21 protein-coding genes are annotated in these 26532 nt (G+C 71.8%); 5 read left to right on the top strand and 16 right to left on the bottom strand.

All coding sequences use genetic code 11. The features are described 5' to 3' along the window. The first annotated feature begins 35 nt into the window (after positions 1 to 35). On the top strand, positions 36 to 1445 hold the full coding sequence (locus tag HNR40_RS15275; RefSeq protein ID WP_184961547.1) for an MFS transporter: 1410 nt from the start codon (positions 36 to 38) through the stop codon (positions 1443 to 1445). Here the strand turns inward: HNR40_RS15275 and HNR40_RS15270 are convergent. From HNR40_RS15270 to HNR40_RS15260, 3 genes are read right to left on the bottom strand one after another with little or no spacing between them, the layout of a single operon-like run. After that, positions 1436 to 3805, bottom strand: a complete 2370-nt coding sequence (locus HNR40_RS15270; protein WP_184961545.1) for an SIR2 family protein — start codon at positions 3803 to 3805, stop codon at positions 1436 to 1438. The two genes, HNR40_RS15275 and HNR40_RS15270, sit on opposite strands and share 10 nt — an antisense overlap. After that, positions 3802 to 5568 (bottom strand): HSP90 family protein, encoded by a 1767-nt coding sequence (locus HNR40_RS15265; RefSeq protein ID WP_184961542.1) that lies wholly within the window; start codon positions 5566 to 5568, stop codon positions 3802 to 3804. Before HNR40_RS15265 ends, HNR40_RS15270 begins: the two co-directional genes overlap by 4 nt. 42 nt (positions 5569 to 5610) lie before the next feature. Beyond that, positions 5611 to 6852 carry a cytochrome P450 gene (locus HNR40_RS15260; RefSeq protein WP_312896355.1) on the bottom strand — a complete coding sequence of 414 codons (1242 nt, stop codon included), beginning with the start codon at positions 6850 to 6852 and terminating at the stop codon, positions 5611 to 5613. A gap of 67 nt (positions 6853 to 6919) precedes the next feature. On the opposite strand from HNR40_RS15260, the gene HNR40_RS15255 reads away from it, so the two are divergent. Beyond that, on the top strand, positions 6920 to 8308 hold the full coding sequence (locus HNR40_RS15255; protein WP_184961540.1) for an FG-GAP and VCBS repeat-containing protein: 1389 nt from the start codon (positions 6920 to 6922) through the stop codon (positions 8306 to 8308). 11 nt (positions 8309 to 8319) lie between these two features. Here HNR40_RS15255 and HNR40_RS15250 read toward each other — a convergent pair whose 3' ends face one another. The 4 genes from HNR40_RS15250 to HNR40_RS15235 form a co-directional block, all read right to left on the bottom strand. Next, positions 8320 to 9825: an alkaline phosphatase D family protein gene (locus HNR40_RS15250; protein ID WP_312896354.1), complete on the bottom strand. Its 1506-nt coding sequence runs from the start codon at positions 9823 to 9825 to the stop codon at positions 8320 to 8322. Positions 9826 to 9891: 66 nt separating this feature from the next. After that, positions 9892 to 11394, bottom strand: coding sequence for a hypothetical protein (locus HNR40_RS15245; RefSeq protein WP_184961538.1), 1503 nt, complete (start codon positions 11392 to 11394; stop codon positions 9892 to 9894). A 71-nt stretch (positions 11395 to 11465) separates the two neighbouring features. After that, positions 11466 to 12056, bottom strand: coding sequence for an HAD family hydrolase (locus tag HNR40_RS15240; protein WP_184961536.1), 591 nt, complete (start codon positions 12054 to 12056; stop codon positions 11466 to 11468). Beyond that, entirely contained in the window at positions 12053 to 12868 is an 816-nt protein-coding gene (locus HNR40_RS15235) for a hypothetical protein (RefSeq protein ID WP_184961534.1), read from the bottom strand. Before HNR40_RS15235 ends, HNR40_RS15240 begins: the two co-directional genes overlap by 4 nt. 138 nt (positions 12869 to 13006) lie before the next feature. Between HNR40_RS15235 and HNR40_RS15230 the strand changes: the two genes are divergently transcribed. Then, the gene (locus tag HNR40_RS15230) at positions 13007 to 13255 is read left to right on the top strand and encodes a helix-turn-helix domain-containing protein (RefSeq protein ID WP_184961532.1); all 249 of its coding nucleotides are present in this window, start codon (positions 13007 to 13009) and stop codon (positions 13253 to 13255) included. Here HNR40_RS15230 and HNR40_RS15225 read toward each other — a convergent pair. The 3 genes from HNR40_RS15225 to HNR40_RS15215 form a co-directional block, all read right to left on the bottom strand. After that, positions 13252 to 16668 (bottom strand): NB-ARC domain-containing protein, encoded by a 3417-nt coding sequence (locus HNR40_RS15225; protein ID WP_184961530.1) that lies wholly within the window; start codon positions 16666 to 16668, stop codon positions 13252 to 13254. The two genes, HNR40_RS15230 and HNR40_RS15225, sit on opposite strands and share 4 nt — an antisense overlap. 4 nt (positions 16669 to 16672) lie before the next feature. Continuing rightward, positions 16673 to 17065: a Het-E N-terminal domain-containing protein gene (locus tag HNR40_RS15220; RefSeq protein WP_184961528.1), complete on the bottom strand. Its 393-nt coding sequence runs from the start codon at positions 17063 to 17065 to the stop codon at positions 16673 to 16675. Between the two features lie 65 nt (positions 17066 to 17130). Next, positions 17131 to 17907 carry a hypothetical protein gene (locus HNR40_RS15215; RefSeq protein ID WP_184961526.1) on the bottom strand — a complete coding sequence of 259 codons (777 nt, stop codon included), beginning with the start codon at positions 17905 to 17907 and terminating at the stop codon, positions 17131 to 17133. Between the two features lie 135 nt (positions 17908 to 18042). Here HNR40_RS15215 and arfB point away from each other — a divergent pair, with 135 nt between their 5' ends. Further along, positions 18043 to 18450 (top strand): alternative ribosome rescue aminoacyl-tRNA hydrolase ArfB, encoded by a 408-nt coding sequence (arfB, locus tag HNR40_RS15210; protein ID WP_184961524.1) that lies wholly within the window; start codon positions 18043 to 18045, stop codon positions 18448 to 18450. Positions 18451 to 18522: 72 nt separating this feature from the next. Here the strand turns inward: arfB and HNR40_RS15205 are convergent, their stop codons facing one another. The 6 genes from HNR40_RS15205 to HNR40_RS15180 form a co-directional block, all read right to left on the bottom strand. Beyond that, on the bottom strand, positions 18523 to 19329 hold the full coding sequence (locus HNR40_RS15205) for an SMP-30/gluconolactonase/LRE family protein (protein ID WP_184961521.1): 807 nt from the start codon (positions 19327 to 19329) through the stop codon (positions 18523 to 18525). A gap of 99 nt (positions 19330 to 19428) precedes the next feature. Beyond that, a complete protein-coding gene (locus tag HNR40_RS15200; RefSeq protein ID WP_184961520.1) occupies positions 19429 to 20463 on the bottom strand; it encodes a S66 family peptidase in 1035 nt (344 codons plus the stop codon). 185 nt (positions 20464 to 20648) lie between these two features. Then, complete coding sequence (locus HNR40_RS15195) at positions 20649 to 22610, bottom strand: ABC1 kinase family protein (RefSeq protein WP_184961518.1); 1962 nt, start codon at positions 22608 to 22610, stop codon at positions 20649 to 20651. A gap of 8 nt (positions 22611 to 22618) precedes the next feature. Further along, positions 22619 to 23548 (bottom strand): acyl-ACP desaturase, encoded by a 930-nt coding sequence (locus HNR40_RS15190; protein ID WP_184961516.1) that lies wholly within the window; start codon positions 23546 to 23548, stop codon positions 22619 to 22621. Between the two features lie 85 nt (positions 23549 to 23633). Then, complete coding sequence (locus HNR40_RS15185; protein ID WP_184961514.1) at positions 23634 to 24260, bottom strand: hypothetical protein; 627 nt, start codon at positions 24258 to 24260, stop codon at positions 23634 to 23636. Positions 24261 to 24296: 36 nt separating this feature from the next. After that, entirely contained in the window at positions 24297 to 25076 is a 780-nt protein-coding gene (locus tag HNR40_RS15180; RefSeq protein WP_184961512.1) for an HAD-IIA family hydrolase, read from the bottom strand. A gap of 61 nt (positions 25077 to 25137) precedes the next feature. On the opposite strand from HNR40_RS15180, the gene HNR40_RS15175 reads away from it, so the two are divergent. Beyond that, positions 25138 to 26334, top strand: a complete 1197-nt coding sequence (locus tag HNR40_RS15175) for a M20 metallopeptidase family protein (RefSeq protein WP_184961510.1) — start codon at positions 25138 to 25140, stop codon at positions 26332 to 26334. Positions 26335 to 26532 lie beyond the last annotated feature (198 nt).

The raw sequence follows: 26532 nt of genomic DNA, 5'->3' as shown, positions 1-26532 counted from the left end.
CGAGAGCACTTACGGCCCGGTGACAAGATTGCCCCATGGACAACGGCCACATCACTCTTAAATCCGCACAGGGGCGGTGGATCCTCGCGGCGACCGTGCTGGGCTCCGGGCTTGCCATGCTCGACAGCACCGTGGTCAACGTCGCGCTGCCGGCCCTCGGCGAGGAGTTGAAGGCCGGAATGGCCGGGCTGCAGTGGACGGTGAACGCCTACACCCTCACACTGGCCGGCCTCATCCTGCTCGGCGGCTCGCTCGGCGACCGCTACGGCAGGCGCAAGGTCTTCCTCATCGGAACCGTCTGGTTCGCCATCGCCTCAGCGCTCTGCGGGGCGGCCCAGAACATCGAGATGCTCATCGCCGCCCGCGCCCTGCAGGGCATCGGCGGCGCGCTGCTCACGCCGGGCTCCCTGGCGATCATCCAGGCGTCGTTCGTGCGCGGCGAACGTCCGCGCGCGGTGGGCGCCTGGTCCGGGCTCGGCGGCGTCGCCAGCGCGATCGGCCCGCTGCTCGGCGGCTGGCTGGTGCAGTCGGTCGGCTGGCGGTGGGCGTTCCTCATCAACCTGCCGTTCGCCGCGCTCGTGGTGTGGGTGACGATCAAGCACGTGCCCGAGACGCGCGACGAGCAGGCCACCGGCCGCTTCGACGTGCTCGGCGCCGTGCTCGCCGCGCTCGCGCTGGCCGGCATCACCTACGGCCTCATCGAGACGGGCACGCCCATACCGCTCGACGCCGGACTCCTGCTGGGCGCCGCGTTCGTCTGGGTGCAGGTACGGCGGTCGCCCGACGCCCTCGTGCCGGTCGGGATCTTCCGCAACCACGTGTTCAGCGCGATCAACGTGGTCACGTTCATCATGTACGCGGCCATGGGCGTCGTCTTCTTCCTGCTTGTGGTGCAGTTGCAGGTGGTGTCCGGGTTCGGCCCGATCGCCGCGGGCTCGGCCATGCTGCCGGTGACGATCCTCATGCTGCTGCTGTCGTCACGGGCGGGTGAGCTGGCCAAGCGGGTCGGACCACGCTGGCCCATGACGATCGGCATCCTGGTGGCCGGGGCCGCGTTCCTGTGGATGCGCACGATCGGCGAAGGCTCCTCGTACTGGCTGCACGTCATGCCGTCGGTCACGCTGTTCGGCCTGGGCCTGTCGGCCGTGGTCGCGCCGCTCACCGCCACCGTCCTGGCCAGCGCGGAAGAGCGTTACGCCGGTACGGCCAGCGGCGTCAACAACGCGGTGGCCAGGACCGGCAGCCTGTTCGCGGTGGCCGCCATCCCGCCGGTGGTGGGGCTGGTGGGCGACGCCTTCAAGAAGCCGGGGGTGTTCGACGCGGGCTACGAGATGGCGATGCTGATCAGCGCGGGGATGATGCTGGTGGCCGCCCTGATCACGGTGGTCACGATCCGGCAGAACGTGCTCGCCCCCGACGAGGAGGACGAGCCCGTTCAGTCCTGATCCGGCTGTTCGAGGTGCTCGAGGAGGTCGGCGGCGGCCTCCGCGAGGTCTTCCAGGTCGAGCGCGGTGAAGGCGGCGACGGCCGCGCGGGCGCGGATCGCCGCCTCCTCGTGGCGGTCGAGCGAGAGCAGCATCCTGGCCTCGTCGTAGTCGAGCGCGGCCAGCTCGAACGCCGCCTGCTCGCCGTCGAGCGTACGCAGGAATTCCCTGACCGGCGCCACCGCGTCCAGCGCGGCCTTGGCCTGGTCGGCCCAGTACAGGGCGGACAGCTGCTTGCGCATCGCGGTGCCGGCCTCGTCGCGGGCGCCGGCGTCCACGTAGTTCTGGACGGCCTGGGAGAACGCGCCGGCCGACTCCTCGTCCCGGTCGAGCTCGCCCAGCAGCATGCCGGCGGCCTCCCAGGCGCGGGCGGCGCGGATCGGCTCGGTGTACTGCCCGGCCAGCTCGGTGAAGTCGGCGAGCGCCGCCTCCCGTTCGTCGAGCAGGCGGCGGGCGTGCGCCCTGGTCCACTGGGCGTTGACGCGGTTGTCGTAGTCGCCGGGCTCCAGCAGGCCGAGGGCCTCCTCCGCGGCGATGGCGGCCTCGACCACCCGCTCCGTGGACAGGTACGCGGCGGCCAGGTCGACGCGGGCCAGCGCGGCGTTGGCGGTGCTGCCCAGCGCGGTGAACAGGGCCACCGCCTCGATCAGGTCCTCCGCCGCCTCCTCCGGCCGGTCGACCGCGACCAGCACCTCACCGCGCACCGCGTGCGCGACGGCCCGCTGCTCCGGGTTCCGGCTGACCGCGGCGGCCTCGCCGTAGGCGGCCAGCAGTTCCTCCAGCGAGCCCGGCTCCTCCGCCAGCTCGTCCGGGGTGGTGTCCGGCGCGACGTCCTGAACGTCCTGAGGGTTCGTGGCCAGGTGGCGCAGGAGTTCGCCGTGGGTCAGGGCGGCGGTGGCCAGCAGGGCGAGGTCGCCCTGCGCGCGCAGGGCCACGCGGGCGGCGCGCAGGGTGTGGGCGGCCACGACGGGCTCTTCCAGGCGGGCGCGCAGGAACAGCAGCGAGCCGTCGCGCGTGCCGGCGAGCAGGTCGAGCGCCTCCTGACGGCGTCCGGCCTCGGCGTGCTCCTGGGCCAACCGGCCGAGCTCGGCCACGACCGGGTCGGCAGGAGAAGCCTCCGCCGAGGAAGGGGAAAGCCTCTCGACCGAGGGGAGGGTGTCCGCCGTGGACAGAGCCTCCGGTGCGGCTGTCTGGCCCGCTTGCGGCGCCGTACCGGAAAGGGTGACGCGGCGCGCGTGGGGCACCAGGGGAAGGTAGTCGACCAGCGGTTGCGCCGTCAGACAGGCCTCGATCCTGGAGCTCTGCTCCAGGGTGCCGTTGCGGGTGTCGAAGGCGACGGCGAGCTCGCGCGCCCGCCCGGTCACGTCGGCCCGCAGCGCCGCGACGGACGTCTCGGCGGCGCCCACGGCGACGGCGAGGTCGCCGTGACCGAGCTCCTCCAGGCGGCGCAGCAGCAGCCCGGCCGCGGCCAGGAAGCTCATGAGCGTGTGCGGTGAGGCCCGCTCCTCCAGGCGCGGCAGCTCGCGCTGCAGGATCTCGAGCCCGCGGTTCTCGTTGCCGGTGCGGGCCAGGAACTCCAGGTGGAGGTCGAGGTTGCTGGTGTAGTGCGGAAGGGCCTGGATCAGCCGGTACGCCTTGAGGTGGGCCTGGGCGGCTTCGGCGTGCCTGCCGGTCCTGACGTAGGGCAGCAGGAGGCAGCTGAGGATGCTCTGTGGCTGGTTCTCGCAGGTCAAGTGCCCGGCGACGACCGGGGCCGCGAGCGCGGCCGCTTCCTCGTCGCGGCCGAGCGCGGCCAGGTGCATGATCTTGCCGTCGGGGTCGCAGCCTTCGCAGTCGGACATCTCATCGCGCGGCGTGATGGTCCAGTGGTGGAAGTGCTCCTCGGCGGCGGCGCGGTCGCCGACGTGCCCGGCGACCATGCAGCGCTGGGCGTGCACGGCGTGCAGGCCGGCGCCCGCCTCGCGGTAGCGGCGCTCCATCTCGGCCAGCGCGTCGTGCGCCCGGCCGAGCGGGACCTGCGGGAAGTCGCGCATGGAGTCGACGATCCACTTGTACTGCCACAGCAGCGTGTGCGTCTGCCAGTCGTCGAACAGTTCGGGGTCGGCGTCGAAGTCGGCCACGCAGCGGGAGAAGGTGGCGAACGACTTGGCCGGTTCCGACCCGAACTGGTAGGCCTCGGTGAGCTCCATCCGCACCGCGAGGATCTGTTCGCGGTCGCCGCCGGACTCGGCGTGGCGCAGCGCCTGCTCCAGAAGCAGGGTTCTGGCCTCGCCGTAGGGCAGGTCGGAGGCTTCGTCGATGAGGTCGTCGATGTCGATCACGAAGTGGCCCAATCAAGGAGTCCGAGGAAGGAGCGGTTGAGTGCGGCGCTGTCGGCCGGGCGCAGCGGGTGGTGGCCGTGGAGGAGCGCCATGCCGTAGAGGGCTTCGACGGCGGTTCCGGCGAGGTTCATGTCGGTGAGCGACAGCACCTTGCGGACGAGCGGGTTGCGGTGGTTGAGCACGAGGCGGGGCCGGTCGGCGGCCAGGGACCGCTCCATCGCGCCGAGCACGTCGGCCCACAGCTCGTCGCTGGCGTCCTTGGCCTCGCGCAGCTGGGCTTGGTGCTCGGCGGCGCGGCTGGTCAGGTACAGGGCCGACAGCGAGGCGGGGTCGAAGTCGCGCAGCACGACCTCGCAGCCCAGCGGGTCGAGGGCGCGGGCGGCGGCGTTGAGGAAGGGGCGGGCGGCCAGCTCGGCGGCCGGGTCCACGGGGGCGAGGTGGGTGGCCAGCTCGGCGGGGTCGAGGGGTTCGAGGCGGGCCTCGGGGTCGATGCGGGACAGGCCGCGCAGGATGTCGCCGTCGTAGACGTAGCCGCCGTTGAGCAGGCCGACACCCTGGGCGCCGGAGACGCCGGCGAGCTGGCGGAACTCGTCGACGCTCGCGGTGTAGCGGCCGCGCGGGTGCAGGGCGCGGAACTGGGCGAGGGTCATGGGTCCGGAGCTGGTCTCGTACTCGAGCCAGCGGTCGACCAGGCGGAGCATGTCGTCGTCGTGCAGGGCCAGGGCCTTGACGCCGAGGTGGTGCAGGCGCAGGAAGGCGCGCAGGCCCTCCGGGTTGGTCTCGGCCAGCCGTACCAGCCAGGCGCGGAGCTGGGCGCCGAGCTGCTCGCGCACGTGCTCCAGCAGGTCGTCCTCGTAGAGCGCCTCGCGGGAGGCGGTGGGGCGCAGTTCGCCGGCGTCGACGACGCAGCGGGCGAAGAACGCCCAGCCGGGCAGCAGCCCTTCGGCGTGCTCGGTGAGGAGCATGCGCTTGAGGTAGACGCGGTGGGCGCCCTTGACGGCGGGGTTGGCCTGGCTGGGCAGGATGAACGCGGCGCCAGTCAGCCCGGCTTCGGGGACGTTCAGGTCGAGCACGTCGAACGGGGTGAAGCCGAACAGCTCGCGCCCGTAGGCGATGAGGGCGGCGCGCCGGTCCTCGGGGCCGTCGTGGCGGGCCTGCCAGGGCGGGCCGCCGACGGTGGTGGCGTGGCCGTTGACGGTGACCTCGATCGGCAGCAGCGAGCCGTAGAGCCCGGCCAGTTCGGTGACGGTGCGCTCGGTGACCCATTCGGCGGCGTCGGCGCGCACGGCCAGGGTGACGGTGGTGCCCGGCTCGGCGCGTTCGCTCTGGGCGGCTTCGACGCTGTAGCGGCCGTCGGAACGGCCGGTCCACACGACCGTGGGCGCGCCGGTGACGGACCTGGTCTCGACCCGGATCTCGTCGGCGACGAGGAAGCCGGACAGCAGCCCGATGCCGAACTGGCCGAGGAACTCGTGGCGGGCGAAGCCCAGTTCGTCGCGCTTGGAGGAGCGGCCGATGGTGGCCAGCAGCAGGTGCACCTCGTCCTCGGTGAGCCCGACGCCGCTGTCGCTGACCTCGATCCGGCCGTCGCCGACCTCGATCGTCACCGCCGCGGGGGCGTCAGGGTCGCCGGTACGGCGGGCCGTGATCGCGTCGGCGGCGTTCTGCAGCAGCTCACGCACGTAGACACGCGGGCTGGAATACAGGTGCCGGCTCAGGAGATCGACGACACCGCGCAGGTCAACTTGAAAGGCGTTCTCCACGCCGAGTCACCCTAGTTCCCCAAGGTGACATAAGCCGAATTATTAGGATGTGAAGCCGCTTGTGAAACGCTGCGTGCGCACACTGTTGTCGAAGTTGGACAGCAGGAGCTCCGGCTCGCCCACCGTCCTGATCTCCGGCAGCCGCGTGAACAGCTCGCGGAACATCGAGCGCATCTCCTGCCTGGCCAGGTTGGCGCCGAGGCAGAAGTGCGGCCCGGGACCGCCGAAGCCCACGTGCGGCTTGGTGTCGCGGGTGATGTCGAAGGCGTCCGGGTCGGGGAAGACGCTCTCGTCGCGGTTGGCGGAGCCGTAGAAGAGCACCACCTTGTCGCCCTTCTTCAGGTGCAGGCCGCGCAGCTCGTAGTCCTCGGTCACCGTGCGGCGGAACTGGATGATCGGCGAGACGTGCCGGACCATCTCCTCGATCGCGCCGCCGATGTGCGCGTCGAAGTCGCCCAGCAGCAGCTCGCGCTGGGCGGGGTGGTCGGTGAGGAGCTTGATGCCGTGGGCCATCGTGTTGCGGGCGGTCTCGTTCCCGGCGACCAGCAGCAGCGCGAAGAACGAGCCGAGCTCCTTGTCGGTCAGCCGCTCGCCGTCGGGGTTGGCGTTGACCAGCAGCGAGACCAGGTCGCCCGCGGGCTCGCGCTGGCGCTCGTGGCCGAGCTTGATGACCAGGCGCTGCAGGGCGAGCAGGGCCAGCATGTTCTGCCCGGCGAGCGCGACGCTGCGCAGCAGGCTCGGGCGCACGCCGGTGTAGGCGGTGGAGACGTCGACGTGCTCGTGGACCTTCGCCCGATATTGCGGGGGGATGCCCATCATGTCGCAGATGACGTGGATGGGCAGGCGGGCGGCCACCTGGCCGACGAAGTCGCCGGGCCCCTTGGCCACGACGTCGTCGACGATGCGCGTGCAGGCCGCGTCGATGTCGTTCTGGAGGTTGCCCAGCATGCGGGGGCTGAAGGAGCGGGTGACGATACGGCGCAGCCGGGCGTGCCGCGGATCGTCCAGGTTGACCATGGACTCGCCGAACACGTGCTTGACCCAGCCGGGCGGCTCCGGGTTCGTGACCGCGGGCTCGCTGGAGAACACCTTGGCGTTGCGGCTGGCCTCCACGACGTCGGCGTGGCGGACCAGGGCGTAGAAACCCGCGCCGGAGCGTAAGAAGGGGATCTTCTTCTCCGGGAAGAACATCGGCCGGTCGAGCTGGCGGAGCCGGGCGAAGGCTTCGTGCCGTTCTTTGAGGGGTCTGCGCCAGAAATCCAGATCCGCGAGGTCGATGCTCACCCGCCTATCGTGGCACGTTCCCGCCGTGTTCATGCCGGGTTCGGCCGGTGCGGACATCACTTGAGACATGAAAGCTTTGCTGGCCGCCTGCCTGGTCGTGCCCCTGCTCTCCCCCGCCTCGGCGGGCGCCTCCGCCGGGTGCGGCGGGCGGCTCGCCGACTTCGACGACGACGGCCGCGCCGACCTCGCGGTGGCGGCGCCGTACACCGGCTCCAGAGCCGGATCCGTGAACGTCCTCTACGGCTCCGGCCGCAAGGCGTCGCTGCGCCAGGACGGCGCGGAGACCGGCGACTCCTTCGGCTCCGCGCTGGCCGTGGGCGACTTCGACGGCGACCGGTGCGCCGACCTCGCCGTTGGGGTGTCGGAGGAGTTCACCGGCAAGGCCCGGCCGGGCGCCGACGGCGACGGGGTCGTGCAGGTGTTCCGCGGCGGCCCGCGCGGGCTGGTCGCCTGGCGGCAGCTGGCCCTGGGCAAGCCGCGCGGCGACAGGTACGGCGCGGCGCTGGCCGCCGGTGACCTCGACGGCGACGGGGACGACGAGCTGGCCGTCGGCGCCCCCGGCCTCGGGGCGGGCGGCGGCGTGGTCGTGCACTTCCTCAAGAAGCGCAAGCCGTATCAGATCACCCAGCAGACCCGCTGGGTCGGTCAGCAGGGGCGCGTCACCGACCAGTGGGGCGCGGCGCTGACCACCGGCGACTTCGACGGCGACGGCCGCGCCGAGCTCGTCGTGGGCGCGCCCGCCGACAGCGTGACCACGGACGGGCAGGGCTCGGCCACGGTCCTCGACCCGGTACGCCGGCACGCGACCCAGATCACCCAGGACAGCCGCGGCATCAAGGGCTCCGCGGAGAAGTGGGACTCCTTCGGCGCCTCGCTGACCACCGGCGACTTCAACGCCGACGGCCGCGCCGACCTCGCGATCGGCGCCCCCGGCGAGGGCCTGAGCGCCAACCAGCGCGCCATGGACTACGGCGACGGCATGGTCCACGTGATCTACGGCTCGCGCTCCGGCCTGCGCACCACGCACAGCGAGGCGTGGACGCAGCGGGTCCTGAACGGCGAGCCCCGCTACTACGACCGCTTCGGCGCGTCGCTGGCCGCGGCCGACTTCAACGGCGACGGCGACGCGGAACTGGCCATCGGCGTGCCCGGCGAGCGCGCGGTGCAGGTGCTGGCCGGAACCCGTTCCGGCGGCCTCACCCGCCACGGAGACCTGCTCATCAAGGGCAAGGGCCGCGACTTCGGCGCCTCGATGACCGCCCTGGCCTCCACTCCGCGCTACAGGCTGCTGGGCCGTTCCCGCCCGATCTACGGCCTGGTGGTCGCGGCCCCCGGCGACGGCGTCCTCACCCTGCTGCCCGGCGCCCGCCGCCCGGGCGCCTACCCGGGCCTGCGGGCGAACAAGGCCACCAAGCTGAGCACCGGCTCCGGCCTGTACGGCTACGCCTTCAGCTGACCCCGGCCTCGTCAGGGGGCGGAGACCGGGACCGTGACGCGGTGGGTGGTCTTGGCCGGGGCGCCCCTGCGGGAGATGTACTCCAGCGTGCGGAACTCCGCCGACAGCTCCGTGGAGTTCAGGCGGGCCATGATGTAGCCGCGCCGCTGGTCGATGTAGGAGATGTGCGGGTTCTCCGCCAGACCTTCCTCGATCCACACCTTGTCGCGGTAGCCGTCGCCGTCGCTGGCGATCGAGGAGGCCACCAGCTCGGGGGCGATGACCGGGCTGTCGGGGTCGTCGAAGTCCAGCTTCAGCGACGCGGCGTGGTGCATGTGGGCGTCGCCGGTCAGCACGACCGGGTTGGACGTGGTGGACATCAGTTCCAGCAGGCGGTGGCGCTCGGCGGCGTAGCCGTCCCAGGCGTCGAGGTTGACCTCGCGGCCGGGGCCGCGCTTGTAGTCGCGCTGCATCATGAGGATCTGCTGGCCGAGCAGGTTCCACTGGGTCGTGGAGGCGCGCAGGCCCTCGGACAGCCAGCGCCACTGGTCGCCGCCCAGCAGCGTGCGCCGCTCGGACAGCCGCTCGTCGCAGCCGGCCCGCACGCCGTCCAGGCAGGCCTGGTCGTCGCGGAACTGGCGGGTGTCGAGCAGGTGGAACCGGGCCAGCGTGCCCCAGGTGACGCGGCGGTTGACCCGCAGGACGGCGCCCTGCAGGCTGGCCCGGCGCAGCGGCATGTTCTCGTAGTAGGCGCGGAAGGCGCTGGCGCGCCGGTGGGCGAAGGCGGGGGCGCCGGTGCTGGAGACGGGGCCGGCCCAGTTGTTCTCCAGCTCGTGGTCGTCGAAGGAGACCAGCCAGGGCGCGACGGCGTGGGCGCGCTGCAGGTCGGCGTCGCTCTTGTACTGGGCGTGCCGCAGCCGGTAGTCGGCCAGCGTGGCGCACTTGCCCGGCGTGTGCGTACGCACCCGGCCGGCCAGGGCGGTGTAGCCGGAGGGGCCGTACTCGTAGAGGTAGTCGCCCAGGAAGAGCACCAGGTCGGGCTCCTGCTCGGCCAGGCGGCGGTAGGCGGTGTAGAAGCCGTGCTCGTAGTGGGCGCAGGCGGCCACGGCGAAGGCCAGCGGCTGGGTGGCGCCGGACGGCGCCGTCCTGGTGCGGCCGGTGGGCGAGAGGCGGCCTTCGGCCCGGAAGCGGTAGAAGTACTCCCTGCCCGGCTCCAGGCCGTCCAGCTCCACGTGGACGCTGTGGGCGTCCTTCCAGCGGGCGGTGGCCGTACCGGATCGGAGGATTTTGCCGAAGCGCTCGTCGGTGGACAGTTGCCAGTCCACCTCGACGTCGCGGGAGGGCATGGCGCCGCGCCCGTTGGCGCCGAGGGGGTCGAGCGCGAGGCGGGTCCAGAGCACGAAGCCGTCGGTGGAGGGGTCTCCCGAGGCTATGCCGAGCGTGAAGGGGTCGCGGGCGAGGGTCCGGGAGGAGGTAGTGGCGGGGGCGGGAAGCACGAAGGTGGCGGCTGCCGCTGCGAGGAAGGATCTGCGGTCCACGATTCCAGATATGTCCGGCTCCGCTGACCCGGTCGTGACACTGGAGTCAAGGGCAGATGAACAGCGTCAGTCATGCTCAAGCACCTCAAGCAGGGAAATCGCCCCGTCGTGGGTGATTCCCAGCGCGCTGTAGCGGTCGACGGCCTCGCGGCAGGCGCGCAGGGCGTCGTCGTGGAGCTCCAGCCAGTCGAGCGCGACCGCCTCGTCGTAGGCCAGCTCGGCGAGATCCTGGGGCGACTGCTCCTGCGCCGCCTCGACGACGGGGCGGGCCCGCGCGTAGGCGGCGCGGATCTCCTCCTCCTCGTCGGCCGCGTAGTAGACGGACTTGGCGTAGGCGATCATGGCCCGCGCCTCCCCCACCCGGTCGCCGACCTGCCGGTAGAGGCCCGCCGCGCGCTCGAACAGCGCCGCCGCCTCGGCGTCCTCGCCGTCGCCGCGCAGCTTTCCGGCCCGCGCGAGCAGCCTGGCGGGGTCGCTCTCCCCGGCCGCCGGCGCCAGGACCAGCCGCGTGAGGTACGGCGCCGCCGCCAGCACCTCCTCCAGGTCGCGCAGGTGTTCGCCGGTGCCGTTGCGGGCGTCGAAGGCCGCCGCGACCTCGCGCGCGCCCGCCTCCATCTCGGCCCGCAGCCGGGCGACAGGGATGTCGGCGCCACCGCGCCGTACCGGCGTGTCACCGTGCCCCAGCTCCTCCAGGCGGCGCAGCAGCACGGCGGCCCCGGTCATGAAGGCGCGGGCGGCGCTGGGCGAGGGCGGCCGTTCCAGCAGGTGCAGCTCGCGCTGGAAAATCTCGAGCCCGCGGCTCTCGTTGCCGGTCAAGGCCAGGAACCGCAGGTGCGTGCCCATGTCGTCGAGGTCGGACAGCCGCCCCTGGACGATCCGGTACGCCCGCCGGTGCGCCGAGGCGGCCTCCTCCAGCCGGCCCGTGCGCACGTACGGCAGCAGCAGCGCCTCCAGGATGCCCTGCGGCTGAGAACTGCACGTCATGGCCCCGGACAGGACCGGGGCCGCCGCCACGATGGCCTCCTCGTCCCGGCCCGTCCACGACAGGTAGGCGATCACCCCGCGCACATCGCAGGCGGCGCAGTCGGACAGCTCGTCGCGCGGCGCGGTGCGCCACCGGTGGAACCACTCCTCGGCGGCGGCCCGGTCGCCGAGGTGCTGGGCGACGTGGCAGCGCCGGGCGTACACGGCCTGCAGGCCCTCGCCGGCCTCGCGGTAGCGCCGCTCCATGTCGTCCAGGCCGTCCAGGGCGCGGCGCAGCGGGATCTCCGGGAACCTGCGCAGGCTGCCGACGATCCACTTGTACTGCCACAGCAGCCGCCACAACCTTCGCTCGCCGAACAGCGACGGGTCGCGGTCGTAGTCGGCCAGGTTGCGCGAGAAGACCGCGAACGACTTGGCCGGCTCGCCGCCGAGCTGGTAGGCGGCGGTCAGCTCGAAGCGGGTCAGCACCACCATCCCGGGGTCGCGGGCCGCCTCCGCCGCACGCAGCGCGCGCTCGGTCACGACGGTCCTGGCCTCGCCGTACGGCATGCCGTTCGCCTCACCGAGCAGGCTTTCCACGTCCATGCCGGTCACCATAGATCACCAACCCCGACAGACCGCCCACAATTTTTGGGAGTTCAGAAGGCCGCCGGATGTCAGCTCAGCAGCGCGCCGAGCTCTTGCCGCAGGGTCTCCGGGTCGCGGAAGTGCAGGCCGGTCAGGCCCGCCCGCGCGGCGCCCGCCACGTTCAGCTGCCGGTCGTCGATGAAGACGATCTCCCGCGGCGGCGCGTCCAGCTCGCGGGCCATCAGCTCGAAGATCTCCCGGTCGGGTTTCACCAGGCCGAGCCGGCCGCTGTAGAAACGGCGGCCGATCCCGGCGATCCACGGCAGCAGGTCCACGCCGTCGGCCATGGAGACCGGGGCGTTGGACAGCAGCGCCACGTTCCGGCCCTGGTCCAGGAGTTCGCGCAGGAGGGCCACCGTACCGTCGTGCGGGTGTGTCCAGCTGGCCACGTCGAGCGCGACCAGCCGCGACACCTCCCCGCCCGAGACTTCCCGGCCGACCACCTTCGACCAATATTGCTCATCGCTCAGCGCGCCCCGGTCGAACTCCAGCCGGTGCGCCCAATAGCCGCGCTCGAACGCGGCGGGCTCGGCGCCCGCGGCGCGCACCATGGCCGCGACGTCGGCCGCGGGCTGCGGCAGGGACAGGACTTCGCCGTAGTCGAAAACTATCCAGGTCATGCCAGATAGGGTCGCAGGTACGGGTTGAGCGCGCCGCATCCGAGGTACTTGCCCGCGGTGTGGAAGTCGATCCAGTCGAGGTTGACCAACTGCTCCTCGTCGACGCCGGCGAAGCTCTCGCGCAGCTCCGGAGGAATGGCGGCGATGTCGTCCTTGTCGGCGATGTTCACCCAGCGCCCGACGCCGCGGGGCCGCTCGCCGCGGCCCTCGATGGGGGCGGGCAGCAGCTTCTCGAAGATCACGTTGCGCATCCCGAGCGGGCTGCCGAGCGTGATGAGCAGCTCGACCTCGATGTCCGGGTTGGCCCAGAGCGTCTCGTAGGTGACCACGCTGCCGAGCGAGTGGGCGATCACCACCTTCGGCCGGTGGCGGCGCAGCGACGCGGCCACCAGCCCGCGGACCTTCTCGCGGCGGCCCGCGTCGGCGAGGTAGGTGGCCACCTCGGGGCAGAACAGCTTGGCGAAGGCCACCGCCCGCCCGTCGAGCCGGTCCAGGAGCCAGCCGGCGAACGTCTTGAGCGCCCCGGTGAGGTGCTCGCCGACGCCGAGCTCCTTGGCCCAGGCGGCCAGCACCATCTGCTCGCGCACCCGCATCGCCTCGGCCTCGCGAACGCCGGGCGGGCGCGGCTCGTTGAGCAGGTGTGCGAAGTAGGCCACCTCGGCGAAGTACGCGCGCGTCTCGCCCCCGAGCGACGCGTGGAGGTAGTTGTCCCACTTGGCGCGCATCGCCGCCGCCGCGCGGGCGACGTCGTTGCCGGCCTCCAGGTAGTACTTGTACTTGCCGATCCCGTGCACGCCGACGATCGCCGTCACAGCGCCTCCCCACTTGGCCCCGTTGGTGTCGGCAAGATCGTGGCATATCCGACTTGCAGTTGGATTGACCACCTTTAGGCTTGCCTAAAGGTTTAGGTAGAGCTAAAGTGGAGTCAGTCAGCAGAGAGTGAGCCGGAGATGGCCAGCAGACGCGAGGACACGTCGCCGTTCGCGCAGGAAGTCGTGGACGAGATCACCTGGTACATGCGCGAACACAAGATCACTCGCGCTGACCTGGCCGCCTCCATGGGCGTGTCGGCCGGCCGCGTCAGCCAGATTCTCTCGGGCGATGAGAACCTCACCCTGCGCACGCTCGGCGCCGTCGTCACGGCCCTCGGCGCCCGCCTCGACTTCACCCTCTCCGACGCCGAGGAGCAGGGGACCTAGGCACCCGGTCCGGGGCTCGCCCCGAACCGCGCGCGCAGCGGCCCGTTGGCCCGCAGCACGTGCAGGAAGCCCGACATCCCGCCGGCCGCGAACGTGGCCAGGTCATCCCCCAATGCCACCGCCCTGGTCACCGCCACGTCGTCGTCGAAGCGGGCCAGCTCGCGCCCGTCGTAGCGGTCGAAGACCGTGACGCACTGATCCTCCGCCGCCGTGACGAGCAGCCGTCCGCGCACGTCCAGCCCGGTCACCGGGCCCGCGAAGGGGCCGAACGCGCGGCGCGGGATGCCCGTGCGCAGCTGCCAGCTCCTGACCATGCGGTCGACGCCGCAGGTGAACAGCCACTCCCCGCAGATCCGCAGGTCGAGCACGAGGCCGTCGTGCGCGGGAAATCCCCACACGGGCGCGCCGCTCCTGGTCCAGAGGTGGACCTCGCCTCCGGCCGTGCCCGCGACGACCAGGTCCGCGGACAGGTCGACGGCGGAGACCCACTCGCCCACCATGAGTTCGACCGTGTCGGCGTTGAGGTCGGCCACGCACACCCAGTTGCCGGTGAACGGGCCGCCGCCGATGGAGTTGGCCGGGGTGTAGTAGGGCCGCACGACCACGGCACAGGAGTCGCCGCACAGCCGCGCGCGCACCACGGCCTGGTGCTTCTGCAGGATGATCGCGCGCGCCGACGCCTCGGCGCGCGTGGGCGCGGCAGCCGCCGGGTCGGCCCATCGGCGCCGGTCGCGGACGGTGAACTCGCTGTGCTTCGGATGCTCGAAGGCGCTGTGCACGAGCCACCGGTCGTTGACGGCCAGGGCGCGCACCGCCATACCGGCGGAGTCGCTCGCGCGGAGCGTGGCCGTGCGCCAGTCCCACTCCTCGATCGTGCCCGACAGCGTCCCGGCGAAGACGGACTCGCCCTCCGCCTCCAGCGCCGAGATCGCCGGCCGGTGGAAACGCCCGCCGCCGGGCGGCGCCTGCGGCCGCCGCCGGTCCCAGATCCTGATCGTGGCGTCGTGGGAGGTCGTCAGCAGCGCCTCACCCGCCGGGTGGATGCTCGTGATCAGCTCGGAGTGGCCTTCGAGACAGCCGACGGGCGGCTGGTCGAGCCGGTCGTAGACGTCCACGACGTGGCCGCCGACGAGCGTGCGGGCCGCGTCGCGGGCGACCGCCGACACGATCGCCGCATAGCCCCAGACGTCGCACGCGGTGTCGGCCGACCGCGACCCCTCGGCCTCCGCCTCCCGCCGGAAGAGCAGCCCCGGCACGTCGGGCACCTCGATCCAGCGCGCCGCCACGCACAGCGCCTCGCCCACCACGAACGGGATCGTCCGGATGCCGACCTGCCCGTTCGTGCTGCCGAGCCACTCCCCCCGGCGCAGGTCGTAGACGCTGGTGACGCGCGATGACCCATGGTGGTGCAGCAGGTACGGCGGAGCCAGGAAGACCTCGTCGGGGCTGTTGCCGGTGGATCCGGTGTCGGGGTCGAGCGTCAGGCGCGTGTGCCGGATCCAGTCCAGCAGCTCGATCCGGTTGTTCATCCCGCCGTTCGTGACGGCGGCGAGCGTGCCGTACACGTGGGTGCAGTAGCCCTCCTCAAGGCCCGGCAGGTCGGCGCCGAGGTCGCGGACGTGCTCGCCGGTGCGCCAGTTCCAGATCTGGATCGGTGCCGCGGGCCGCGGGTCGGACCGCGCGTTGCCGGCGCCGCCGACGGCCACCAGCTCGCCCTGGACGGCCACCGACCATGGCTGCCCCACCCCGCAGGCCAGGGCGGCGACCCGCTCGTGGCGGCGCCAGTCCCAGACGCTCAGAATCCCGTCGTTCTGGCCGGTCAGCAGATACGCGCCGTCCTCGCTGAGCGCCGCGGACAGGATCGGCGAGCCCACGTTCACCCGGGTGTGCACGCCGCGGTCGGCGGGCAGGAGGTGGACCCGCTCGGGCAGCAGTGACGGCGCGGACTCGTAGCGGCGGGCCTCCTCCAGCAGCCGCTCGACCATCGGCAGGCCCGGCGGCGCGCCGGCCAGGCGCCCTACGAGCTGGGCGGCGAGCTGCGCCGGGTCCGACAGCGCCGGGCCCGCCATGCGCAGCGCGGCGGTGACGAACTCGCCGTCGCGATCCGGGCAGCGCTCGGCGAAGTCGGCGATGAGCCCGGCCGCCGGCGTCGCCTGGAGCCTGCGGTACACCCAGTCGAAGTCGGACAGCAGCTCCCTGATCTCCTTGTCCTTGCCCAGCTGGTGCAGGTGGTGGATCAGGTACGTCCAGGCGTACGCGTCGGGCGGGTGGCGCGGGTCGCCCCACGACTCCAGGAGGCGTCGGTGCAGAAGGTCCAGGTCACCGGCCCGGCGCACGATCAGCCGCTGGACGACGTCGTGCAGCCGCAGCAGGCGGCGCCGGACGTCGTAGCGGGTGAACAGCGCCAGCCGGTACATCTCCTCCACCGCGTCCTCGGCGGCCAGCGCGTCGTAGCCCGCCGTCGCCCGCCACAGCCGCCAGATCGTGCCGAACGGGACGTCCGCGCCCGCCGGGAAGACGGCGAGCTCGGCGAAGCGGGCCCGGTGCTCCGGCCTGAGCAGCGCCACGCTCGCGTCCAGCGACGACGAGATCGCCGCGTTGCGGTCCTCGTCGCTGTGGCGGTCGAGGTAGCCGACGTCGAGCGCGAGACGCCGCTCCACGTGCGCCACCGCCTCGGCCGTCGTACGGCCCGCCGCCACGAGCGAGCGAAGCTCCGCGCCGACGAGTTCGAGCATGAGCGGCCACTCCCCCAGCCGCCCGGCTAGAGCGGTCAGCAGGGCCGAGGCCACGGCGTCCGGCGGCTCCGGCTGCCACCTCATGAGCAGCTCGGCGGCCTGCTCCCCGGTGAGCTCCCCGACGGGCACCGGACGGCCGCCCGCCCGGCCCAGGACCGCGTCCAGCCGCGTGGTGACCAGGCAGGGCGTACCGGTGAAGAGGAAGTACGGCAGCAGGCCCGCTGACCAGACGTCGTCCAGCACGAGCAGGACGGCGCGGCCGGCGAGCAGGGATCGCAGCTGGGCCGAGGCGGCGCCGAGGTCGTTGGCCGCGTGGGTGTGCGGGTCCAGCAGCCGGATCTGGTCGTGCAGCAGCGCCACCGCGCCCTCGCGCGTGGTCGCCTGCCCGAAGCGCAGCCATAGGACGCCGTCGCGGAAGGCGGCGCGGACCCGGTCGTCGTGGCAGGCGGCGGCCGCCAGCGTCGACTTGCCGAACCCGCCGCCGCCGTGCACGACCACGACGGCCCCGCCGAGCAGCCGCCCGACGATGCCTTCGAGCTCCCTGGGCCGTGACACGAAATGGCGCGGCAGGCCGGGTGCCGTGAACGGCGGCGCGGCGGCCCCCGGCACCACCATGAACGTGTTGAACTGCTGGTTGCCGTCGCCGATCTGGACGCCCTGGGCGGCGCGCGCGTCCACCGGGTCACCGGCCCGGCGGGGCGTGGAACACGTTGGCCTGCTGGTTGTTGTCACCCACCTGGACGCCTTGCGCGCCGCGCGCGTCGACCGTGTACTTGCCCGCCCGCGACCCCGCCGCGTCGGCCAGTTGCATCAGCGCCCGCGCCGCCGTGACCAGTTCGCCGTCGCCCTCGGCGCCGGCGGCAGCCAGCTCGGCCAGCAGGGGATTGCGCCAGGTGTCGGGTGCCTGTTCGTGGCGATCCAGCGCCAGCTCACCGTCGGGACGGCCGTCGAGCCGCCGCTTGGCCAGCCCCTTCAACGCCTCGTACGCGTCCTTGACCGCCGCCGAAGCGGTGTCCTTCAGCCCCAGCGCCGCGCCAGCGGCCAGCGCCGTCACAACCAAGGTGACCGGATCCATCCCGCCTCCTCTGGGAGATGCGGCCATGGTGTCATCTCCTGCTCCCGCGTGGCAGCCGGTTCCCGCTAGGGATGCGGGCGTACCGGGCCGGCGGCGGCAAGACGTGAGGGCGGAGTGTAGAGGGGTAGCGAACGGTAACCAGCGCGATAGGCCGAAGACAGCAGGCGCAGCAGTTCGCTCTCCGCGTCGTGGCGCAGGATGCCGCGCAGGCGGGTCAGGTCGTTGAGGTAGCGGTCGTAGCGGGCCAGGCGGGTGTGGCGGGAGCCGCCCAGAGCGGTGACGACCTTGGAGCGCGGGGCGCCGTCCTCGATCAGCGCGGCCACGTCGAGTTTCCTGTCGATGGCGTCCAGGCGGGCGTGAATGCGTTCGCGGCGCCGTTCGTCGGGGGTCAGGCGTTCGCCGATGCGCTCGTGGTAGCGGTTGGCGGCCATGCTGAGCTCGTACACGCTCCACTCGTCGTCGACCCTGCGCTCGCACCAGGCGCGCTGGTCCTCGGCCATCGCCTGGTCGAGCCTGGCCAGCAGCGAGACCAGCCAGAACGTCGCCGCCTCCTTCGCCAGCGAGCGGCGGCCCTCCTCATGGGCGCGTACCTGGCTGAGCCACAACCCGCTGGGCGCCACCGCGCCGAGCAGGGTGGCGAGGTTGTCGTTGAGCATCGCGCCGAACAGCAGGGCCACCCCCGCCGAGACCAGGCCGGTCAGCAGAATGATCGACACCGCCAGCCAGCGGCCCTCCGGCCCGAAAGGCCGGCCCTTCCCCTGGCAGCGCAGCAGCAGGAACGCCGTCGCCGAGATCACGGCCAGCACCACCGTCAGGCCTATTCGCACGGCAAGGTCGTCCATGGAATCCGCCTCTCCCGCAGAGCGTTCCCCTCATAGTCACATGCGCGCCCTGTTCGGCACATCCGGAAAAATCCGTTGCTGGCCGGACATGCCGGGCAGATACCGTAGGAGAGCACTCACCGAAGGAGATCTCCCATGCCCGCCCCGCTGGTCGTCAACGACTCGGTCGTCATCCCCGACGCCGAGCTCGTCTGGCGTTTCTCCCGCTCGTCGGGGCCGGGCGGCCAGGGCGTGAACACCACCGACAGCCGCGTGGAACTCCTCTTCGACGTCTCCGCCACGACCGCGCTCCCGCCCGCCCTGAAGGAACGCGCCGTCGCCCGGCTGGGCGGGCCGCTGATCACCATCGCCGCCTCCGAGTACCGCTCGCAGTTGCGCAACCGTGAAGCCGCCGTCCAGCGCCTGGCCCAGCGCCTGCGCGAGGCCATCGCACCGCCGCCGAAGCGCCGCCGCGCGACCAAGCCCACGAGGGGCTCGGTCGAGCGCCGCCTGGCCGCCAAGAAGGCCCGCTCCGACGTGAAACGCCTGCGCCGCGACGTCTAGCCGTAACGGCGCACGTCCAGCCGGTACGGCGCGCCGTACCGGCTGGGACTTGCAGTAAAGCGGGACTTGCTGTCAGGCGGGAACGTCGACCCGGACGGTGCGGATCTCCGCCTTCAGGATGCGGGCCGCCTCCTCGGGGTCGAAGGTGGGGGCGGTGCACAGGAACAGGGTGTGGCCGTCGGGGCCGCCGAGCGCGCAGGCGAAGACGCCGTCGTCACCGGTGCTGATCTCCTGCAGGATCTCGCCGCCCTCCTTCACCCGGATCGCCCGGTTGCCGCCCGCGTCGGCCACCCAGACGGCGCCTTCGCTGTCCAGCGCGATGCCGTCGGGGTTGGCGGAGCCCAGGTCAGCCCACACGCGGCGGTTCACCAGGGCGCCGTCGGGGGCGAGGTCGAAGGCGGTCAGCCGGTTGGCGTAGGACTCGGCGATGATGAGGGTGCGGCCATCAGGGGTGAGGGCGGGGCCGTTCGGGAAGGCCATGTCGTCGGCGGCCTCGTGCACGCCGCCGTCCGGGTCAACCCGGTACAACTTGGTCGGCGCCCCGCTGAAGTCGCACGCGCCCACGTAGGCGCGGCCCGACGGGTGCATGACCAGGTCGTTCACCGGCAGGTCGGTCAGTGCGGACAGGTCGGCGTGCACGCTCGTCTTGCCGTCGTCGATCCGGAGCACCTTGCGGTCCATCATCGAGGCGACCAGCGGGCTTCCGTCGGGCAGCCAGCCCAGCCCGGAAGGCGACCCCGGGACCTCGGCCACCACCTCGGCGGTGCCGTCCATCGAGATCGCCAGCACGTGACGACGCCAGAAGTCCGACACCCACAGCCGCCCCTCGTGCCAGCGCGCGCCCTCGAAGAACGCGCCGCCGCCGATGAGAGTCTCCATCTGACTTCCTCCTTGTGATGAGGTTCTGTTCTCATCCGGGACGTAGAAGCCGAGGCGACGTTCTCGACATGCCGGGCCGAAAGTTTTTCCGCGCGGAGGTCAGTAGGTGACGGTGATGGTGCGGGCGGGGCCGTCCACGCGGATCTGGCCGCCGTAGGGGATGACCACCTGGGGGTCGGTGTGGCCGAAGTCGACGTCGAAGACCGCCATCGTGGCCGGGGCGTAGTGGGTGAGGGCCTTCAGGACCGCCTCACGCTGGTCGTCGGCGTACTTGGCGGACTCGGCCGGGGTCAGGCGGTGGTTGAGGGACCAGGCCTTGGGGCGGCCGATCAAGATAGCCGGAAATTTCGCGAGAAGGCCGCGTTCGCCCATGTTGCGGAGGATGCGGAAGACCTCCTCGGCGGAGGGGAGCTCCTCGCTGGTCTCGACGATCAGAACCATCCCCTCGTACGCCGCCGCGGGCCGGATGCCGCGATCCGCCATCAGGAGCCAGGACAGGATCTCCAGGTTCCCGCCCCAGGTGGCGCCCTCGACGACCCGGTCCGGGTTGTGCCAGTGCCAGCCGTCGCATGCGCGCATCGGCGGGGGCGCGTCGAAGGAGGCGGGGTCGTCCCACGGCTTGTCCACGTCGCTGAACTCGAAGGACTCCGGCAGCGTGTACGGACCCGAGGTGAACAGGGCGGCACGCAGCGACTCGGCGCTGGCCGGGTGCGTGCCGCCGCACCGTCCGAACTGGCACATGACCGACCCGCCGTGGTAGGCGACGATGCCGAGGTTCCACAGGTGGAGCAGCAGGTTGGTGTTGTCGCTGTAGCCGAAGAACGGCTTGGGGTTGGCCCGGATGACCGCGTCGTCCAGGTGCGGGGTGACCGTGATCTGGTCGTCGCCGCCGATGCTGGCGATGATGGCCTTGATCGACGGGTCGGCGAAGGCGGCGTTGACGTCGGCGGCCCGCTCGCGCGCGCTCGCCCCCATGACCCGCGTGGCCGGGAACTCCACCGGCATCAGCCCGAACTCCTCACGCAACACCGTCAGCCCCGCCTCGAACGGCAACGGCAGGATCCCCGGCAGCCCGGCCGAGGGCGAGAGCACCGCCACCTTGTCCCCTGCCTGCGGTTTCGGCGGATAAATCATCTTCGGTCTCCCTCTCAACACACGATCACGACGGGCCACCCAGCTCGACGACGCGGCCCACCCGGCAGCGCGGGCCTACCAGCCAGCGCGGGCCTACCAGCCAGCGCGAGCCATCCGGACGGCGCGAGCCATCCGGACGGCGCGGGCCATTACGACGGGGCGAGCCATTACGACGGGGCGAGCCATTATGACGGCGCGTCCTCTCTGCGCCGGAAGATCAGCACGAGCACCCGCAGCACCAGGATCGCCGCGATGACCAGCAGGTTGTAGCCCAGCAGATCGAACAGGCTCAGGTTCAGGGCCGCGACCGACACCGGTCCGCCCTCGGTCCCCAGCAGGAACACCGCCATGATCCCCGCGGTGGCCCCCAGCACGGTCAGCAGGACCTGGTGCAGCAGCCCGGTGAGATAGCGCCGGTCACGCTCGTCGGCGAACAATCGCACGTTCACCGAGAACCGCCCGTGCTCGGCCGCGCTGGCGATGCGTTCGATCCGGCGCGGCAGGCGGCGCACCATCGGCAGCAACGCGGCCGCCTCCTGGGCCACGGCCTCCTTCAGGGTGGTTCCGGACAGCTGTTCGGCCAGGTAGCGGCCGGCGAAGGAGCGGGCCTCGGTGATGAGGTTGAAGCCGGGCGCCAGCCGTACCAGCGTGCCTTCGAGTGTGGCGAGGGCGCGGAAGACGGCGGCGACCTCGGGCGGGATCGACAGGCCGTACTCGGAGACGATCCTGAACAGGTCGGTGAACATGGCGGCGCTGTCCATGCCGGGCCCGAGGTGGCGGGCCATGAACTGGCCGAGCGCGCGTTCCAGCCCGGCCTCGTCGATGTCCTCGGGGCGGGGCACGACCTCCAGCAGGGCGTCGGTCACGCCGAGCGGGTCCTGCCGGTTGAGCGCCATCAGGAAGCGCTGCAGGGCGGCGCGCACGGAGGCGTCCAGTCGGCCGACCGAGCCGAAGTCGAGCAGGCCGAGGCTGCCGTCGTCCAGGACCATGATGTTGCCGGGGTGCGGGTCGGCGTGGAAGACGCCCTCCAGCAGGATCTGGCGCAGCAGCGTGTCGAGCAGGTCGCGGGCCAGCCGCGCGCTCTCCCCCGGTACGCCCGCCAGCGGCTTGCCGTTCAGCCGCTGCATGACCAGCACCCGGTCGGTGCACATGCGCGTGAACGGCACCGGGTAGGTGACCTGGTCGCTCGGGGTGGCGGCGACGGCGGCCATGTTGGCCGCCTCGATGCGGAAGTCGAGCTCCTCGCGGATCGCGACCGCGAACCCCTCGGCCAGGTCACGCATGCCGAGCGAGCGGCCCCACTTGGTGCGTGACTCCAGGGTGACGGCCAGCCTGCGCACGATGTCGAGGTCCTTGGCCACGACGGCGCCGATGCCGGGCCGCTGGACCTTGACCACGACCTCCTCACCGGTGTGCAGACGGGCGGTGTAGGCCTGGGCGATGGAGGCGGCGGCCAGCGGGACCCGGTCGAAGGCGGCGAACACCTGGTCGACCGGCCCGCCGAGCTCGGCGGCGAGCACCGGCTCGACGCGCTCCCACGGCAGCGGCGCCACCTGGTCCTGCAGCCGGCCGAGCTCGTCGACGAACTCGGCCGGGAGCAGGTCGCGCCGGGTGGAGAGCACCTGGCCGAGCTTGACGAAGGTGACGCCGCCGTCGTCGAGGGCCTCGCGCAGCGAGCGGGCCAGCCGTACCTTGCCGGAGCGGTCGTTGAGGCTCTCGCCCCGGCCGCGCAGGTAGGGGCCGAGGCCGTGCCTGATCGCGATGCGGGTGATCTGGGAGTAGCGGCGGCCCCGGGAGATCCGGCCGCGCAGCCCCTTGACCACCTCGATGGGGCCGGGGATGGAGCCCGGCGGCACCAGCGCCTCGGCCATCACCAGGATCACCATCGGGATCAGCACGGCCAGCATGCCGAGCACGACCACGACCCAGACGGCGCCGAAGCCGGGGTCCTCCCCCGGCCGGAGGTTCTGGAAGCCGCCGATGATCGGCGCGAAGATCGGCCCCGACAACGCGAAGCCGATCACCGCGGCCATGAACACGCGGAACCCGCCGAGATGGACGCCCAGCAGCCGTTGCGCCAGCCTGGCCACGATCAGCACCATGATCAGGACGGAGAACGAGAAAAAGAGGGAGGTCTGGACGTCCATGCGGGAGATCATCCCATGTTGGCGGCCCTGGCCCTGCGCTCTTCCCTGCGGGCGACGAAGCGTGAGGCCGTGACCTCGGTCCTCTCCAGGAACCCGGCCAGCTCGTCGCGGGCCTTCTCGCCCTCGGCGTCCAGCCCGGTCTGGTCGAAGACGGCCCACTGGCGCAGCACCGGCATGAGCACGTCGTCCAGGTGCAGGCGCAGGTCGTAGATGCCCTCGTTGGCGATGATCATCGCCTTGCGGGCGAAGCCCTGGATGCCGGAGCCGGGCATCTGGAAGGTGGTGACCACGTCGGTGACGGCGCGCATGGTCTGGTTGGGGTCCAGCTCGAAGGCGGCCTTGAGCAGGTTGCGGTAGAAGAGCATGTGCAGGTTCTCGTCGGCGGCGATCCTGGCCAGCAGCCGCTCGCAGCCCTCGTCGCCGGTGGCCCTGCCGGTGTTGCGGTGGGAGATGCGGGTGGCCAGCTCCTGGAAGGAGACGTAGGCCAGTTGCTGGAGCATGGTGCCGTACTCGGTCTGGAAACCCTGCTCCATGTGGATCATCCGGGCCCGCTCCAGCGCCACAGGGTCGACGGCGCGGGTGACGGTGAGGTAGTCGCGGATCGCGGTGCCGTGCTTGTCCTCCTCCGCGGTCCAGCGGTGCACCCAGGTGCCCCACGCGCCGTCACGGCCGAACGTGGTGGCGATCTCGTGGTGGTAGCTGGGGAGGTTGTCCTCCGTGAGAAGGTTCACGATCAGCGACACCCGCGCCGACTCGGGGATCTTGGAGTCGCTGTCCTGCCAGGCCTCGCCCTGGTAGATGCCGTCGAAGTCGCGGCCCTGACTCCAAGGAACGTACTCGTGCGGGAACCACTCTTTGGCCACCTTGAGATGGCGGTCGAGCTCGCCCGCGACCACGGGCTCCAGCGCGTGCAGCAGTTCCGTCTGAGTCATCGCCATAAAGATCGTCTCCTTGAAGTTACGGCACCGTAGGTTAGGCTACCCGATGGGCAAAACCGCCTTTTGTGTGCGAAACCCACAAGGATCAGGCCGAGCGGTCCTCCATTTCCCACAGATGGTCGAGCACGTGCCACGTGACGCGCCGCACGACGTAGCGCGGCGTCCACTTGAAGTCCCAGGCGCCCTGCCACGGCCGCCCCAGCACGGCGGCGAGTTCGTCGCGCATCGCGTCCCGGTCGGCCCCCGACTTGTAGGGCGGGTGGCGCACGCCGGCCTGCCGGGCGTAGTTGCGCTCGGCCTCGGTGACGTGGTCGACCATCTTCGTCCGGTCACGGCCCCCGCCGCGCGGCCCCTTGCGCAACTCCTCCGGAGAGAGCGCCACCGTCTCGTCGAACAACTGCCAGGCCGCGCGCATGAGCGCGACGTCACGGGCGGCCGCCTCCGCGCCGACCGCCGCGTGGTCGGCCACCGGCTCCTTCTCCGGCGCCCCGAAGTCGGTGGTGGCGCCGCCCTTCAGCCGCTCCACGACCTCGGGCTCGCCGGGCTCGAAGGCGAGACCGGCCCGTCCGGCCACGACGGCGTAGCGCGGCACGTAGTGCATGAGGTTCTCGATCGCCTGCTCCTCCGACTTGCCGCTACGGCACCAGCCGGGCCACTCCAGCGAGCAGGCGAAAACCCTCTTCAGGCCGCTTTCCAGGTAGATGCGGGTCATGTCGTCCAGCCTCGCAGTCATACCTGTCGGGAACTGTCAGATTAGGTCGATGAGATCGGCGACCGACTCCACGACCAGCGACGGCCGGTACGGATACCGGTCCACCTGGTCGCGCTGGGTCACGCCGGTCAGCACGAGGACCGTGTAGAGACCGGCCTCCATGCCGGAGACGACGTCGGTGTCCATCCGGTCGCCGATCATCGCGGTGGTCTCGCTGTGGCCCTCGATCTCGTTGAGCGCGCTGCGCATCATGCGCGGGTTGGGCTTGCCGACGAAGTACGGCTCGACGCCGGTCGCCTTGGTGATCATCGCGGCGACCGCGCCACAGGCGGGCAGCGAACCCTCGTTCGACGGACCGACCGGGTCGGGGTTGGTCGCGATGAACCGGGCGCCGGACTCGATGAGGCGGATGGCGCGGGTGAGCTGGGTGAAGCTGTAGGTGCGGGTCTCGCCGAGCACCACGTAGTCCGGGTCGAGGTCGGTCAGGATGTAGCCGACCTCGTGCAGCGCGGTGGTGAGCCCGGCCTCGCCGATGACGTAGGCGGAGCCGCCGGGGCGCTGGTCGTGCAGGAACTGGGCGGTGGCCAGGGCCGAGGTCCAGATCGACTCGGGCGGCACGTTCAGGCCGGCGGCGCGCAGCCGTACGGAGAGGTCGCGCGGGGTGTAGATCGAGTTGTTCGTGAGCACCCGGAACGGCTTGCCGGACTCGGCCAGCCGCTTGATGAACTCATCGGCCCCCGGCACCGGCAGCCCCTCGTGCACGAGAACGCCATCCATGTCGGACAACCAGGAGTCGATGCGCTTACGCTCAGTCACGTGGACAATCGTAGCGAGCCCCGCTTGTCAACATGGCAACAGGGATGTGAAGAATGACGGCATGTCGTCGTTCACGGAATCCGCCCAGGACATGCGGGACGAGCTCGTCCGGCTCCGCCACTCTCTGCACACCACGCCCGAGATCGGCCTCACCCTGCCGCGTACGCAGGAGAAGGTCCTGGCCGCGCTCGACGGCCTGCCCCTGGAGATCACGACCGGCTCGTCGCTGAGCTCCGTCACCGCCGTGCTGCGCGGGGGCCGGCCCGGCCCCGCCGTACTGCTGCGCGGCGACATGGACGCGCTGCCCGTCGCCGAGCGCAACGACCTGCCCTACATCTCGCAGAACGACGGCCAGATGCACGCCTGCGGCCACGACCTGCACACCGCGATGCTCGCCGGCGCCGCCCACCTGCTGGCCGCGCGGCGCACGGAGCTGGCCGGGGACGTGGTGTTCATGTTCCAGCCCGGCGAGGAGGGCTACGAGGGCGCCAAGTACATGATCGACGAGGGTGTGCTCGACGCGGCCGGCCAGCGGGTCGCCGCCGCCTACGGCATGCACGTCGTGTCGGCGATGCTGCCGCCGTCGCTGTTCGCCAGCCGGCCGGGGCCGCTCATGGCGGCGGCCGACACGTTCCTGGTGACGGTGAAGGGCAAGGGCGGGCACGGCTCGTCGCCGCACCGCGCGCTCGACCCGATCCCGGCCGCGTGCGAGATGGTGACCGCGCTGCAGACGCTGGTGACACGGCAGTTCGACGTCTTCGACCCGGTCGTCATCACGGTGGGCAGCTTCCACGCGGGCACCGTCGACAACGTCATCCCGGACGACGCACACTTCCAGGCCACCATCCGGACCTTCAGCAAGGAGAACCGGGCGCTGGTCAAGCGGCGCGTGATCGAACTGGTCGAGGGCATCGCCGCCGCGAACGGCCTGGCCGTGGAGGCGGGATTCGGCATGGGCTACCCCGTAACGGTCAACAACGCCTCGGAGGCGGAGTTCGCGGGGCAGACGGTGGAGGAGCTGTTCGGGCCCGGCCGGTTCTTCGTCTCGCCGCAGCCGGTGATGGGGTCGGAGGACTTCTCGTACGTGCTGGAGCAGGTGCCCGGCGCCTTCATCTTCCTGGGCGCCTGCCCGGCCGACCGGGATCCGGCGAGCGCGCCGTACAACCACTCCCCCGAGGCGGCTTTCGACGACGCCGTCCTCCCCGACGGCGCCGCCCTCTACGCCGCGCTTGCCCACTCTCGTCTCGCTTCTCTTTAGGGCGTTTATACATTACGGCGAGGCCGCCCCCACGCCACCCGCCGCCCTGGGCGGGCGTCGATCGTGGGGGTCGCTTCTCACGTCGGACGTGGCACTCGCCGTCACGGCCCCCCTTGACCGGCCAAGCGGCAACCTGCCCGGCTAAGCCGCTGCCTGACCGGCCAAGCGCCCATTTGACCGGCCATGCCTCTGCCTGAC

The sequence above is a fragment of the Nonomuraea endophytica genome, assembly GCF_014203235.1.
Taxonomy (GTDB): Bacteria; Actinomycetota; Actinomycetes; order Streptosporangiales; family Streptosporangiaceae; genus Nonomuraea; species Nonomuraea endophytica.
Note: the sequence above shows the minus strand (reverse complement) of the source record. Positions and strands in the feature narration are given on the sequence as shown.